12 protein-coding genes are annotated in these 14,333 nt (G+C 44.9%); all 12 read left to right on the top strand.

All coding sequences use genetic code 11. The features are described 5' to 3' along the window. Nucleotides 1-1,021: 1,021 nt before the first annotated feature. The 12 genes from mreB (at nt 1,022) to C6Y45_RS16305 (ending at nt 13,939) form a co-directional block, all read left to right on the top strand. On the top strand, nt 1,022-2,017 hold the full coding sequence (gene mreB, locus C6Y45_RS16355; protein ID WP_107586297.1) for a rod shape-determining protein: 996 nt from the start codon (nt 1,022-1,024) through the stop codon (nt 2,015-2,017). 26 nt (nt 2,018-2,043) lie between these two features. After that, nucleotides 2,044-2,337: a DNA-directed RNA polymerase subunit beta gene (locus C6Y45_RS16350; protein ID WP_107586296.1), complete on the top strand. Its 294-nt coding sequence runs from the start codon at nt 2,044-2,046 to the stop codon at nt 2,335-2,337. Nucleotides 2,338-2,508: 171 nt separating this feature from the next. Continuing rightward, complete coding sequence (gene fabZ, locus C6Y45_RS16345) at nt 2,509-2,946, top strand: 3-hydroxyacyl-ACP dehydratase FabZ (RefSeq protein WP_107586295.1); 438 nt, start codon at nt 2,509-2,511, stop codon at nt 2,944-2,946. A gap of 177 nt (nt 2,947-3,123) precedes the next feature. Then, nucleotides 3,124-3,432 carry a hypothetical protein gene (locus tag C6Y45_RS16340; protein WP_107586294.1) on the top strand — a complete coding sequence of 103 codons (309 nt, stop codon included), beginning with the start codon at nt 3,124-3,126 and terminating at the stop codon, nt 3,430-3,432. Between the two features lie 32 nt (nt 3,433-3,464). Beyond that, on the top strand, nt 3,465-3,653 hold the full coding sequence (locus C6Y45_RS16335) for a hypothetical protein (protein WP_107586293.1): 189 nt from the start codon (nt 3,465-3,467) through the stop codon (nt 3,651-3,653). 66 nt (nt 3,654-3,719) lie between these two features. After that, complete coding sequence (locus C6Y45_RS17810; RefSeq protein ID WP_170098758.1) at nt 3,720-3,887, top strand: hypothetical protein; 168 nt, start codon at nt 3,720-3,722, stop codon at nt 3,885-3,887. Between the two features lie 418 nt (nt 3,888-4,305). Next, nucleotides 4,306-4,728, top strand: coding sequence for a hypothetical protein (locus C6Y45_RS16330; RefSeq protein WP_107586292.1), 423 nt, complete (start codon nt 4,306-4,308; stop codon nt 4,726-4,728). A gap of 1,517 nt (nt 4,729-6,245) precedes the next feature. After that, a complete protein-coding gene (locus C6Y45_RS16325) occupies nt 6,246-7,205 on the top strand; it encodes an NlpC/P60 family protein (RefSeq protein WP_107586291.1) in 960 nt (319 codons plus the stop codon). 449 nt (nt 7,206-7,654) lie between these two features. Next, complete coding sequence (locus C6Y45_RS16320) at nt 7,655-8,578, top strand: NlpC/P60 family protein (protein WP_107586290.1); 924 nt, start codon at nt 7,655-7,657, stop codon at nt 8,576-8,578. A gap of 1,042 nt (nt 8,579-9,620) precedes the next feature. Further along, nucleotides 9,621-12,068, top strand: coding sequence for an N-acetylmuramoyl-L-alanine amidase family protein (locus C6Y45_RS16315; RefSeq protein ID WP_107586289.1), 2,448 nt, complete (start codon nt 9,621-9,623; stop codon nt 12,066-12,068). A 186-nt stretch (nt 12,069-12,254) separates the two neighbouring features. Further along, nucleotides 12,255-13,019 carry a MerR family transcriptional regulator gene (locus C6Y45_RS16310; RefSeq protein WP_107586288.1) on the top strand — a complete coding sequence of 255 codons (765 nt, stop codon included), beginning with the start codon at nt 12,255-12,257 and terminating at the stop codon, nt 13,017-13,019. Nucleotides 13,020-13,252: 233 nt separating this feature from the next. After that, nucleotides 13,253-13,939 (top strand): LuxR C-terminal-related transcriptional regulator, encoded by a 687-nt coding sequence (locus C6Y45_RS16305; protein WP_160058468.1) that lies wholly within the window; start codon nt 13,253-13,255, stop codon nt 13,937-13,939. Nucleotides 13,940-14,333 lie beyond the last annotated feature (394 nt).

Raw genomic sequence — 14,333 nt, 5'->3', positions numbered from 1 at the left:
CGCGACATATCGCCGGAATCTTTTGTCGTAATGTTTTTTCTCCTTCTCCATTCCCTTCTCCTCCTCCGGTTGCTTTCGTTAGCTGTATTCTATCACTTTGGCGTGTCTACTTTTTATACTAACTTCAAAATACAGCAGAAGTTGGTAGTATTCCGGAGAGGGGCTGGAACTATTCCACAGAAAGTTGGCAGTATTACGCCGCAGGTTGGTAGAATTGCCACACGCTCCTCCCCCGACCGAAAGCTTTTCCGTATCCAGCAGAACGCAGAAGCGTCTTCCTTCTGCGCAGGTCAACGAATAAAGCTGACGGCACTTTTCTTTGATAGAAAATCCGCAGAAAGTTGGTAGAATTACAGGAAAGGTTGGAACTATTCCATCTGATTGGTAGAAAAACGACGGAAATTGGAAGTGTTTCACGCGGAGGGAAGGTAGTATTACAGGAGAAGTTGGAACAATTCCCCGTTCGCCGCATGCTCATCCCGTTCCACCCGCTTCATCAAAAAAGGCTCTCCCGAAAAATATCGGAACAGCCTCTCCTGTATTTTCATCTTCTAAACAAATAACCTACATACGCTCCATCAGCTTTCTCGCAATTTCGTAAAAATCTTCTTCGTTATGGCCCGGGTCGAATTCTTCCGGTTTCGTTTCGAAATCCGGTTTTTCTCCGCCTCCCGGGCTGCACGTAAACAGCTTCCGGTGGAGACCGAGGCGCTCAAACTTTTCTGTCTCCTCATATTTGCTGTTATCGAGGTCAGCTGATGCCGGCCCGCTCGGATAGCCTCTTTATAGAAACGAAGGAGGCCGGTCCTTATTTATCTATTTTATTTCAAGTCAGCAAAACTAAACTATTCCGGGTGGGAAATATCTTTCTTTCCATGCAAAAATTATGATAAAATAGGACGACAAGAAGTAGATTCTGAATATCCAATAGGTGAGTCATCCGTTGAAGATCTTTTAACGGACAAAAGAAAGGCAGCTTCTTTTCTAAAAGAAAAACTTAAAAGATCGGGGGCGGTTGCTTATGTTCGGTCGGGATGTCAGTATTGACCTTGGTACGGCAAACGTAGTTATTCATGTGAAAGGCCGGGGGATTGTCCTGAATGAACCGTCTGCTGTCGCGGTGGATACGAAGAGCGGGGAAGTCCTCGCTGTCGGAACAGATGCCTACCGGATGGCCGGCCGTACCCCGGAACATATCGTCACCGTCCGTCCGCTCCGTAACGGCGTTATAGCGGACTTCGAAAAAGCGGAGTTTATGATGCGGGTGTTTCTGGAGAGAATTCAGATTAAAAGCATGTTCGGCCGCCCGCGTGTCATCGTCTGCTGCCCGGCCGGGTGCGGCACGGTGGAGCAGAAAGCCGTCCGGGAAGCTGTAGAAAAAGCAGGGGTCCGGCGTATTTTTCTGGAAGAAGAACCGAAAGCAGCAGCAGTCGGTGCCGGAATGGATATTTATGAGCCGGCCGGTCATATGATTGTCGATATCGGGGGCGGAACGACAGACGCCGCTGTTTTGTCGATGGGGACGATCGTTTCCTCGGCCTGCATCGAAACGGCCGGGGATCATATCGATCAGGCTGTAGCTGGCTACATGAAAAAAGAGCATCAGCTGCTTATCGGAAGTACAACGGCAGAAGAAATTAAAAAAACGTGCGGAACAGTATCTCCGGAAGGAAGAGAAGCCGGAATGACTGTGAGGGGACGGGATATGGTTTCCGGACTCCCGCGGAGCGTTACGGTCAGCGCAGAAGAAATGCGGGAAGTTCTCTTGAAACCATTAGAAAAAATTATTCAGGGAGTAACCGCTGTCCTGGAAAAAACACCGCCTGAGCTCGCCGGGGATGTAATGGACCGGGGGATTATGCTGAGCGGCGGGGGAGCCTGTCTGCACGGCATAGGAGCCTTCTTTTCCGAGAGGCTGGATCTTCCGGTGTATACAGCAGAGAATCCGCTTCTATCTGCTGCCGAGGGCGCCGCCATCATGCTCGAGCAGATGGATCAGCTGGCAAAAGCAAAATAATTAAGGATTGAGGAGCAGCTAAACGTATGACTAATAACGAAACAAAGCTGGAAGAGCAGGAAAATCAGCAACTGAATGAAGAAACCGTCACCGAGCCGCGCAGAAATAAGAAAAAGAAAAAAGAAAACGCCTGGTTCTGGAAAAGAACGCGTCTTATTCCAATTTGGTTTCGGATACTGCTCAGCCTTGTTCTGATTCTTTTGGCAGCAGTTGCCGGTGCGATGATCGGGTACACACTAATAGGTGATGGAACGAATCCGATGGAAGTTCTTAATCCGGATACGTGGATTCATATATTCGATATTATTTACGGTGGATAACGTATACGCGCAGATGTACGAAATAGTTTGATGCCTTCAGGCCACCCGGCTCAGAAGGCATTTTTTCATGGCCGGACATAAACCAGTTGTGATAACAGAAAAAACATCGTACACTAAACAAAGCGACAGATTAAGAGCAGGTACTAATCCTGCATGGAAAGGATGTCTGCAATGCTTTCAATTGAAGAAATTAAAGAGATTATCCCTCACCGCTATCCCTTTTTGCTTGTCGACCGGATTCTTGAAGTAGAGGAAGGGAAACGGGCTGTCGGGCTGAAAAATGTCTCCGCCAATGAAGAATTTTTTAACGGACATTTCCCGGATTATCCGGTGATGCCGGGTGTCCTGATTATCGAAGCGCTTGCCCAGGTGGGAGCGGTAGCTATTTTGAAAAAAGAAGAAAACAAAGGCCGCCTCGCTTTCTTTGCAGGAATTGACGGGTGTAGGTTTAAAGGCCAGGTAAAACCCGGTGACCAGCTGCAGCTGGAAGTTGAGATTACAAGGCTGCGCGGACCTGTAGGAAAAGGAAAAGCCACCGCCTCTGTTGAGGGAGAAGTCGTCGCAGAAGCAGAGCTCATGTTTGCTCTCGGTGATAAAAAGGAAGGATAATTGAGAGGAAAGCTGTTCCCCTAAAAAGGGGAACAGCTTTTTTTTATGGTTATTAAATCTCTTAGTATGTGTGACAATTGTGAGAGATTGTAAAAAAGAGGCAGAAAACGTTTTATTCCTGTTTCTTAAGGTAAAAGACAAGTAGACTAAACAGAACCGTTTGCAGGAGTGATTAAGATGAAAAAGAAGCTGGTAGCCTCCGCTATTTCCAGTATGTTCGTATTCGGAACAATGGCAGCCTGCGGTGATGTCAACGGGCCGGATGAAAATGAAAATACCGCTGACAACAGTGAACTGAACGGCAGCGACGGCATGGATAACGATACGGAAATGAACGATGACCAGAATTTTGAAGAAAACGAAGAGCCGATGAATGACAATACCGAAAATACCGGAACGGAAAATGAGGAAACAGACGATAACGCGGAACGTGAAGACAACATCAACAACGAGCTTGGCGAGGAAGAGGAAGAGAACGACATGTAATTTTCAGCGAATCAGAAAAGGGGCGTTATAACGTGAAGATCATAACAGTTTCACTTTCCACGCTGTTTCTTCTCGGAACGCTCACAGCCTGTGGAGAAAACAACATTGACGGTGAAAACGTCAACAGCGAAAACGTGGAAGAAAACAATCCGTCACTGGATGAAAATAACGAAGTAAACGAAGGCATCGATGACCCTGTAAATAATGTGGATGAAGACTAGCCGTCGGACACAAGGTTATTATTTATTGTTTCACTAATTATATTCCATGAAGGGAGAGAATGTAACATGAAGAAAAAAATGATGGTTTCACTACTTTCCGGAATGTTCGCAATCGGAGCACTTGCAGCGTGCGGTGACGATGGCGGCGGTGACGAAATGAACAATGGCGGCGGCAACGAAATGGAAAACAACCCGATGGAAGATAACGGAATGGAAAATAACGACGGTATGTAATACGTCCCCCCTTAAAAAGCTTTCTCATCCCCCTGAGGAAGCTTTTTACTTTGAAACGGAAGAAAAGTACTTCTTTATACATACGCAGACTCACCGGAGTATCGCTATAGAAGCTGTATCCGGAGACTCTCTTTCCTTTGTTTTCTTAAGAGGAAAGAGTATGTTAAGGTAGGAAAGTCGAGTTTTTGGCAGTGAAGCGGGGAGCAGTGTAGAAAATAGGCAGAGAAATCTATTTCTATTCCACATTTTCACACAAGAATTACGCAGAATGACGCAGGAGTAATGTAAAAGATTGAACACTATGCAAATTCTGCAAGAAGGCTTGTATTTAAGTCCTATGGCATATATGATTGTCACAGCTCCTCAAAAGAGGACTTTCTAAAAACTAACACTTAAAAAACTCTGGAGGAATGAAATCATGAAAAAGAAACTATCCCTAACGGTACTATCTACAGTATTTGCTGCAGGCATGCTTGCTGCATGTGGCGGCGGCGAAGAGAATAACACTACTGATATCGAAAATGATCCAGCAAACAACACAGAAGAAAACACTGAAATGAACGACGAGCCTGCAGAGGACGTTGAAGAAAACAACGGCATGGAAGACGATGCTGAAATGAACGAAGAAAACAACGGCATGGAAGATGATGCTGAAATGAACGAAGAGAACAACGGCATGGAAGATGATGCTGAAATGAACGAAGAAAACAACGGCATGGAAGACGATGCTGAAATGAACGAAGAAAACAACGGCATGGAAGATGATGCTGAAATGAACGAAGAGAACGACGGCATGGAAGATGATGCTGAAATGAACAACGAAGAAGAAGACGTAGAGTAATAATTTACGCTTAAAAGCTCCGGAGCTGATCCGGAGCTTTTTCTTTTTTTCTGTGAACCAAAAATAAATATAGAGAACAAAAATCATTTTGCATCCGTCCCGGAAAACGGAATGATTTTTGTGACGTCTATCCGCACGATTTTTATTTAAAATACTGATATAAAGGCTTTTTTCTCTCCGCACAGCGTTATACATCAAACACTGTCAGTGGAAGTCACTTTCTGTTTGCCATCCTGAAATTAATAACAACAGAAGAAGACTGCGGTAATATTTTTCACTTCATACAGCAGGCTTGTGTATAGAAAAAAGCATTAATATGTCCTTACTATACAAATTGAACTTACTATCTATGCAGCTGGAACGAATGCCATTAATAAGCGTTATATTACTGCGACCAGCTGTCTCTGCAAGCAAAAAAAGATAAGAATAAAGTGTTCTTTGTAGTCAGAAGAAGTTTAATTGCTGACGCCGCTGCGGTATCCGAAGTGTCAGGCTGCTGATATAGTATTTTTGCTTGTATAGAAAACACTGCTCTACTTTCGCTTTCCGGACGGACCGGGCTCAGCTGATTATGGAGGTCCCAAAAAGGGAGGAGCACGGCTTCACTCATGCTTTTCAGGCTGTCTCTATGAACCTTTTGAGACAGCCTCAATGGATCTTCGCCCGCCCAGTTGCTGCAGGGAAATCAAAATAGGTTTCTGCGACGAAAAATCTCGCTTTTTTCGATAAAGAGAGGCTTTTCCCTCGAAACGGCGGAGGTGCACCGCAGGCCAAGCAGTTGAAGACCAGGCTTAAGGCAGAGCAGGAGGAGGAGCTTACGAAACGACTGAAATAACTATTTTGCATCGATCAATTATTTTACAAACTGCGCTTCGGTATCCGAAGCGTTTTTCTTCTGTGTTTATACTATAGAAGGTTTTGATCTTTCTGCCCGGAGCGGGATCCGCTGGAAGCTCAGTATCGGTACATATAACGTCAACGCTTCTGCTGAAAAAGTGTTGAACACCGGCGTCTTCTCTGTAACGCCTCCTGTAACGGTAGGGAATTGAAAAGGAAAGTTACTGCTTGCCGGGCCTGCTTTTTTTAAAAAAGGCTCGTTTTAGGAAGCGTTACATAAAATGGAACTGACATGGAAAATAAAGCCTGTAAATTCCACGATATAGAACGGTTGTAACGGTAAATGATATAAAAAACTACGTGGTGTAATAGTTCGGTAATAATATAGAAAATTATAAAAAAAGAAATATTTAAAGAAGTAGACCAAATAAACGCTGTTATATCAGTGTTTGTGAGGTTCTCTAAACAACACAAAAAGATCACCTAAAAAAATCCAAGAAAATAATTTTAAAAAATAAATACTGTCATAACGCCGTTTGTAACAGTTATAGAACGCGTAAATACATTGTAATGTGAGTGTTACACAGTTAGAGGGTCTCCTGTGCTACACTACGATTTGTGGCCAAGAGAACAACGTTTTACATAAGCGTTAATATTTATTTTTAGGAGTGGATGAGAGAATGCAAAAGTGGTGGATTTTAGTAGCAGCAGTAGTTATGCTTTTCTCTGTAACTGTGGTGGACACACAGTCAGCAGAAGCAGCAACAGGAAGTCAGGTAGTATCAGAAGGAAAGAAACTTCAGGGAACATCTTATCAGTGGGGAGGAAGAACACCATCTACTGGTTTTGACTGCTCCGGTTTTGTACGGTACGCATATGGCCAGGCAGGAATTGATCTTCCTTTCGGTACGGCTAACCAGGTTAACGAAGGATCATTCGTATCCCGTTCAAACCTCCAGCCGGGAGACATCGTCTTTTTCTCAGGTACATACCGAAGCGGCGTCAGCCACAACGGAATTTATGTAGGGGACAATCAGTTCATTCATGCTTCAGCTTCCCAGGGTGTAACAATTACATCTATGAACAACTCTTACTGGGCACCTAAGTATCACTCTGCACGCCGTGTAGCTTCTTCCGGAGGACAGGAAGTCGTAGCATCTACATCAGACAGCACGCCGAGCAGTCAAGAAAGCACTTCTTCCAGCAGCTCATCTGCTTCAAGCAGTTCTGCAGATTCAGCAACAGTCGTAAATACTTCCCGTGTCAATGTACGTGACGGAGGTTCCCTTTCCGCTTCTGTGATCGGTGGAATCAACGGAGGCACAACAGTAGAAGTAATTGAAGAGTACAACTACTGGGCAAAAGTTTCTACTGGTTCAACAGAAGGTTTCGTATCTCTTAACTTCCTTGATCTTGACAGCAGCGGCGGAAGCACAAGCGCAAGCGTTTCTTCCGGCGACGCAGAAGTAATTAACACTTCCAATGTAAATGTACGCAGCGGAGCTTCTCTTTCTGACTCAGTTGTTGGAAACATCTCCGGTGGGACAGACGTAGAAGTAATTGAAGAGCACAACTACTGGGCCAAAGTATCAGATGGTTCAACAGAAGGTTATGTTTCCCTGCGTTTTCTTGATAACTAAATAAAATTATATAAAGTAAGAAGGGGCTTCCTGTAAGCCCCTTTTTTGTTTTAATTAAGTTTTTTTATAAAAAATAAACTGTTCCTTTATCAATAAAAGACCTAGCGATACAGCTCAAGGTCCTATTTTATCATCCTTACGTAAGGATTCTGTAACAAAGACAGGGTGGTAATGAAAATCAGTGAAAATATACAAAACGCTGTAACCCTTGGGGCACAAGGGTTAATTGAAAAAACTCAAAAAAACTCAAAAAATGTTTAAAAAAATAATCTGTAGAGAACGGCTTCGCAGCAGTGTTTTGGCACTGATAAAAGACCGTGTAAACACATTGTAACATCCCTGTTACACTATTTTGTAAAAAGCTGTGCTAAACTTCGGTTTATGGATCAAAGAGAAAAAGTTAATTTTTGGAACTAAATATCGCAATTAAAAAACAGGAGGGATTTTTCATGCAAAAGTGGTGGGGGATGCTTTTAGCAGTGGTAATGGTCTTCTCAATTATGAGTATAGACACACCAACAGCTGAAGCTTCATCAACAAGTCAGGTAATTTCAGAAGGTAAAAAGGTTATGGGGACACCTTACCAATGGGGAGGAAGAACACCATCTACCGGTTTTGACTGCTCAGGGTTTGTACGGTACGCATACGGCCAGGCTGGAATCAGTCTTCCGCTTGGAACAGCTAACCAGGTAAGAGAAGGTTCATTCGTATCACGCTCTAATCTGCAGCCGGGGGACATTGTATTTTTCGCAGGTACATACCGAAGCAGCGTGAGCCACAACGGAATTTACATCGGTAACAATCAGTTTCTTCACGCTTCTGCTTCACAGGGAGTAACAATTACATCTATGAGCAATTCATACTGGGCTCCAAAATATCATTCCGCACGACGCATCATCAGCGGGGGAAGCCAGGAAAGCGTTGCTTCTACAACGGACTCCAGCAGCTCAGCTGACCAGGCAGTAATTACAGCCAACACAGCAGCAATCGTTCGTGACCGCGGCTACCGCACAGCAAACCGTATCGGGTCTATTCCACGGGGCGAAACGGTTAACGTAATTCAGGAATACAACTACTACTCTGTTGTATCCGACGGTTCTACAAGAGGATTTGTTTCAAAAAGCCTTCTTGGTGACACAGGCAGCAGCTCATCAAGCTCTTCCAGCAGCGTAAGCAGCTCCGGTGACACAGCAGTTGTTACAGCCAACACAGCAGCAAACGTTCGTGACCGCGGCTACCGCACAGCGAACCGTATAGGAAGCATTTCACGCGGAACTACTGTAGAAGTTATTCAGACATACAACTACTATGCTGTCGTAACTGACGGTTCTACAAGAGGCTTTGTATCACTCAGCCTTCTCGATATGCAGTAAGATGATTGAAACAGCTTCTCCATCCGGGGGAGCTGTTTTTTTGTGTTTCACCAGCACGCTTAGCTGGCGGAAGTCAGGGCTTCCAAATAGATGTCTATATTTAAGTAGTGAGATAGTTTCAAAAATGGAAAAGCGACACACTGCCTTGGGACGGAGGCAGGCATCGCTGTTTCCATGGCCGGCTTTACTGCCGGTCTATCAAAAATGATAGGGGGGAGAGATGAAAGTGGTGGTTTCAACTCTATGGTTGTAATATAGCCGCTCGAGATCATCGTTAAACTACAAATTAACAAAAATTCATTAAAAAAAATTATTGTGCTATAAATAGTATTAAAATGGAGTAGTGATACCTGTAAACTATTAATGGTTTTAAAAAACCTTTGTGATTCAATTAATTATAAAAATTCTATCCCGTGCTTTAAATTCAAATGGTGAAACTGAACGAGTAACCTCGATTTTTAACAGCCGGACATCTCCATGCTCACTTATTGAGTGTACTGGAAAGTTTATTTACTGGTGAAATGTGTTCAAACTTAATTTAGTATTTACTAACATGCATAAATTTCTAAAATTCAAATCTTCTATTTAAATTTTAAAAAAGTTTTATGCGGTTTAGTCTCTGATTTTACTTCCATACGAAACGCAGGAACCTGAAGAAAGTTAACCAGATTTGATTATATAATCGTTTACCAATATCTATTTGCCTTTTTTCGAGAACTATCTAAGAGTATTCACCCATATTATGTTTCTTTTTTTATCTTCCTAAAAGAGAAAAGAAAGTATATTTGCAAAAAATGCCCACTTAGTGTTACACAATGTTACATAAATCATGACATGAGCCTTATCGTAATTTTTAAGGTGTGTGGTAGACTGAAGTTGGGATTAAATTCCTGGTACGGGCAGCGGGGCTTTTCCAGTCCGCACATTCTCAGCTATAGTTTTACTTTTTGTTTTAGTTCACTATTTAGAATCGGTTAATGCATTATTCATTCTAAGTCCGCTGCTGGTTTTAATCCTAAAATTTATTGCAAAGGAGGGGAATATGATAAAGAGTTTTATCAACTTAATAAGCTTAGCTCTGCTTCTCGTACTGTTTGCAGTGCCGGCAGCTGTCAGCGCAGATCCTGGACCCGTTCTGCAGGAAGCTTCTATAGTAGAAGCGCAGAATGCAAATGTTCGCTCGGATGCTTCAACTTCCGGTGATGTTGTGGGGACCGTTTCGAATGGCAGCACCGTAAATGTGCATGAGATTCTCAGCCACTGGGCGTATATTTCCACGGATTCCGTGGAAGGGTACATCACACTGAGATTTCTGGATTTAGAGGGAGACTCTCTTGAAGAGGACGAGTCTGAATCTTCAGAAGAAACTTCTGCACTGGAACTCGGACCGGTAACACATCAGGCAGAAGTAGTGGATGCACAGAACTTGAATGTACGTCCAGGGCCTTCCATCTCCTACGACCGAACCGGAACGATTCCACAGGGAACGGTAGTAGATGTCCATGAAGAGCTTTCTCACTGGGGACTTATTTCTACAGACTCTATTGAAGGGTATGTATCATTACGCTACCTGAAGAATATAGAAGAAGTAGAAGAGGACGCAGAAGAGGAAGAAGAGACAGAATTGGAACTCGGACCGGTGAAACAGAAAGGAACGGTTGTAGAGGCACAAAACCTCAACGTCCGTCCGGGACCGACAACTTCCAATACGCCGCTTGGGTCCATTCCAAATGGAACCACTGTCAACGTGCATGAGCTTCTCGACAGCTGGGCACTCATTTCTACGGATTCAATCGAAGGCTACATATCCTTGAGCTATCTAGAATTGATTGAAGCCGAGGAGGAAACGGGCAACACGGATCTTGGGCCAGTGAAGCTGGAAGGGACCATCGTAGAGGCACAGAACCTCAACGTCCGTCCGGAACCGACGACGTCGAACACACCTCTCGGCACCGTAGCGAATGGAACGACCGTTAACGTGCATGAAGTGCTTGATAACTGGGCACTGATTTCGACAGACGAGATTCAGGGTTATGTGTCGCTCCGCTACCTTGAGCTGATTGAAGCCGAGGAGGAAACGGGCAACACGGATCTTGGGCCAGTGAAGCTGGAAGGGACCATCGTAGAGGCACAGAACCTCAACGTCCGTCCGGAGCCAACAACGTCGAACACGCCTGTTGGTACGGTAGCGAATGGAACGACCGTTAACGTGCATGAACTGCTCGATAACTGGGCGCTGATTTCGACGGATTCGATCCAGGGCTATGTATCACTACGTTACCTGGAGCTTGAAGCTGAGGAAGAAGAGTATAAGCCGATCGATGAAGGAACGGTAGTAGATGCACAAAACCTAAACGTCCGCTCGGGACCTGCCACTTCCTACGACCGTATTTCTACTCTTCCAAACGGCACGTCGGTAGATGTATTAAAAATCGAAGACGGCTGGGCTTTAGTGTCCAACGGCGATGTTGAAGGCTACGTATCGCTCCGCTACCTTGACCTGAAGAGCGAGCAGGAAAGCTCCGAAGTGCAGGGGACGGTAGTAGATGCAACAAACCTCAATGTAAGATCAGGCCCATCTACTTCTTATGACCGTGTCGGCACGCTTCCAACAGGAACGACCGTAACCGTACACGAAATTGAAGACGGCTGGGCGCGCATTTCCACGGCTTCCCTCGAAGGCTATGTATCTATGCGTTACCTGGATGTAGATGGAGAAGGAGGAAGCACTCCTTCAACGATCAAAGGCCTTGTAATTGATGCAGCTAACCTGAACGTACGAACAGGTCCTTCGACTTCCTATGACCGTGTGGGAACACTTCCGCGGGGCACAGAAGTAGACGTTCTTGAAATGGAGAGCGGCTGGGCAAAAGTATCTTCAGGATCGATCGAAGGGTATGTATCACTTCTTTACCTTCAGGTGATTGATCCGGATGCAGCCAACACGCTCCAGGGCCGAACCATCGTTATTGATCCAGGTCACGGAGGAAGTGATCCTGGGGCAGTAGCAAACGGTCTCCATGAAAAAGAAATCGTTTTGGACGTGAGTCTGCGGCTGGAAACAAAACTCAAAGCAGCGGGAGCAAATGTTGTGATGACACGCAGATCCGACTGGTATCCAACTCTGGGAGACCGTGTCAGAACAGCAAACGGTTCCGGCGGGGACATCTTTATCAGTGTTCACGCGAACGCAGCTGGAGCAACTTCAGCCTCAGGAACTGAAACGTTCTTTAACACAGCCTACTGGTCCGGCAGCAGCCGCAGCCTGGCTGACAGTCTCCAGAAGGAAATGGTAGATAAACTCAATACACGGGATCGTGGCGTCAAGCAGGCTAACTTCTACGTTATCCGCAATACGACGATTCCTTCCGTTCTTGTCGAGCTCGGCTTTATGACAAACTATGCCGAAGCGCAGAGAATGAAAACGAACTCCTTCCGCAACGCGGCAGCAGCCGCTTTATATGAAGGAATTATTGAGTACTACAACTAAGAAACATGAATAAGTCGTCCCTCCGGGGGCGGCTTTTTCTTTATAATGAAAATCCGCCGGCCGTTCGTACGCTATAACGGACTAAAAAACGCTTCAAAATAGGTTTATTTATGCGCCAAGTTCCGTTATAATGAAACAAGCGATATAACGGTGAAACACCGATAGAGATAGAAAGGGTGACGAAACATGACAGAAGATCGTATACTAAGAACGGCCTCCGAGGTGTCGGAAATGCTCAGCCTTCAGGAATCCACGCTGAGAAAGTACTGCATCGCACTCGAAGAAGCAGGCCATAAATTCATGAAAAACAAGCGGGGCCACCGCTCGTTTTCAAACAACGATATCACCATTCTACAGCGGTTTATCTCTGCAAAAGAATCACCCGCTATGACGCTTAAAAAGGCGGCTTATGCTGTCGTGTCGGTACATAATGATAACAGCGTGACGGACAGCGTTCCGGAAACGATCCCTTATAATGAATCATCAGAACTGAGCCATACCATGCAGGACTGGAAAGAGATGTTCATGAAGCAGCAGCAGATGACCTCACGTCTTCTCGAAAAACTGGAAGAACAGGAAGAACGGGAAAAAGAGCGCATGGAGCACGAAAAAGAACTCATGGCTCTTTTAAAAGAAGCGAGGGCGGACCGTTCACTTCCAAAGGCTCACGAACAAACAGACAGGTCACCGGAGGAACGGGCAGCAGTTGAAGAAACCGAAGAGGTAACGACGGAAGGAGAACCGAGCGAGGAAACATTCTTCGAAGAAGAAAACATTCAGGATGCAGAAATTGTGGAAATGGAAGATGCATTCAAAACCGCCGATGAAGAAGAAGGAATGTCCGAAGCAGAAGAGTCGGCTGTTACAGAAGCAGCCGAAGCGCTGCAGTCTCAGCCTGAGGAAAACAGCGCACAGGAGCCAAAAAAACCGTGGTGGATGTTCTGGAAATAAAAAAGCGACAAAAGTCCCTCCTGGAGAATTTTTTCTCCAGGTTTTTTTTATGCCCCGGCACTTCTTCACTGAACGAAAATAATTTTAACGTTAGCCTCATAAATGTTATGAGTCTATAGGTACCACCTATAAAATTATGTACAAAGATTAAACAAAACCGAAACGAAATCTTCGAATTATGCTAACCTTGGACGTATAATGAATGTATGTTGCACTTCTTGGGAGGGAAAGCGATGCTGACACAACAAGATGATACCCAACACGTCCTGCTCTTCTGCTTCGACAAAGATTTTGAAAAAAAACTGGAAAAGCTCCAAGTCCCGGAGCATGTTGAAGTGAAATCAGGAAACAGTCAACAGCCGGTGCTTCCCGATAATGCAGATACGCTGTTTGTTTTTGCAAACAACCCCGAAGAGCTGCTTAAAGCAGCACGGGAACGTAATATGCTGGACGGGTGGATTGCAAAGAAAGTCGTTTTTGTGGTTCCGAGTCACCTTCTTGAAAAAGCCATCAACGCTCTTGTCTATGAAATTGACGGAGTTATTTCGCGTGAAGTATTTATGAAAGATCCGGAAAAGGCTGTGAAGCAGCTCTCAGCAGATAATTTCATGCTCGATCCAAACTTGAATTTTCAGGTGGCTGATCAGATCGACAGAGCACAGAAACGTAAACTGCCGGTCGAGCGCCTGAAGCTCAATGAAAGTGAAATCGGCACACTGATGAAAAAGTCGGAAATTTCAATTTTACAGCTTCTCCTCGACGGAAAAAACACGAGAGAAATTGCGGAAGAGTTATTTTATACGCCTAAAACGGTGAAGCGCTATATTAGTAACATCATTCGTATACTCGAAAAAAAAGACCGTACAGAAGCGGTGGTGGAAGTCATCCGCCGCGGATGGGTCAGCGTAGAACGAAATTAAATAGATTATTCCCGGGAGCCCGTGGCTCTGCCGGGATTTTTTATTGTGTGTTTTTTTGAAAGGTATGCGTTTTAAGTGTTATAACGTATAAACGGAATGTTGGCATGTTGCTCGTTGCACTGTGTTGCGGATGTCCAGACAGGCGCGGCCGCAAAAATTCCGGATGCCCAGAAAAGTTGGTAGAATTCCACAGAAAGATGGTAGAAAAACGGAGCGGGTTGGTAGTATTACCGGCAGTTGGAAGAAAAACAGTGGAGGTTGGTAGAAATTGTGCCTCTGTCAATAAAGTAGACAAAAGTCTATCAACTTTTTTCGCTCTACGATCCCGTTTTTCCTTTTCTGCCGGGCCCGGTTCCCCTCATCCGGCCTCTGCCCTGATAGAAGGGGGGATCTC

This window comes from Alkalicoccus saliphilus (assembly GCF_003044065.1).
GTDB classification, from domain to species: Bacteria; Bacillota; Bacilli; order Bacillales; family Salisediminibacteriaceae; genus Alkalicoccus; species Alkalicoccus saliphilus.
This window is presented reverse-complemented; position numbering and strand designations above follow the sequence as displayed.

Coding starts and splice junctions, on each gene's coding strand:
- C6Y45_RS16305 (WP_160058468.1), top strand. CDS start 13,253: ATGCTGACACAACAAGATGATACCCAACACGTCCTGCTCTTCTGCTTC.
- C6Y45_RS17810 (WP_170098758.1), top strand. CDS start 3,720: ATGAAGAAAAAAATGATGGTTTCACTACTTTCCGGAATGTTCGCAATC.
- C6Y45_RS16330 (WP_107586292.1), top strand. CDS start 4,306: ATGAAAAAGAAACTATCCCTAACGGTACTATCTACAGTATTTGCTGCA.
- C6Y45_RS16325 (WP_107586291.1), top strand. CDS start 6,246: ATGCAAAAGTGGTGGATTTTAGTAGCAGCAGTAGTTATGCTTTTCTCT.
- C6Y45_RS16310 (WP_107586288.1), top strand. CDS start 12,255: ATGACAGAAGATCGTATACTAAGAACGGCCTCCGAGGTGTCGGAAATG.
- mreB (WP_107586297.1), top strand. CDS start 1,022: ATGTTCGGTCGGGATGTCAGTATTGACCTTGGTACGGCAAACGTAGTT.
- C6Y45_RS16320 (WP_107586290.1), top strand. CDS start 7,655: ATGCAAAAGTGGTGGGGGATGCTTTTAGCAGTGGTAATGGTCTTCTCA.
- C6Y45_RS16340 (WP_107586294.1), top strand. CDS start 3,124: ATGAAAAAGAAGCTGGTAGCCTCCGCTATTTCCAGTATGTTCGTATTC.
- C6Y45_RS16315 (WP_107586289.1), top strand. CDS start 9,621: ATGATAAAGAGTTTTATCAACTTAATAAGCTTAGCTCTGCTTCTCGTA.
- fabZ (WP_107586295.1), top strand. CDS start 2,509: ATGCTTTCAATTGAAGAAATTAAAGAGATTATCCCTCACCGCTATCCC.
- C6Y45_RS16350 (WP_107586296.1), top strand. CDS start 2,044: ATGACTAATAACGAAACAAAGCTGGAAGAGCAGGAAAATCAGCAACTG.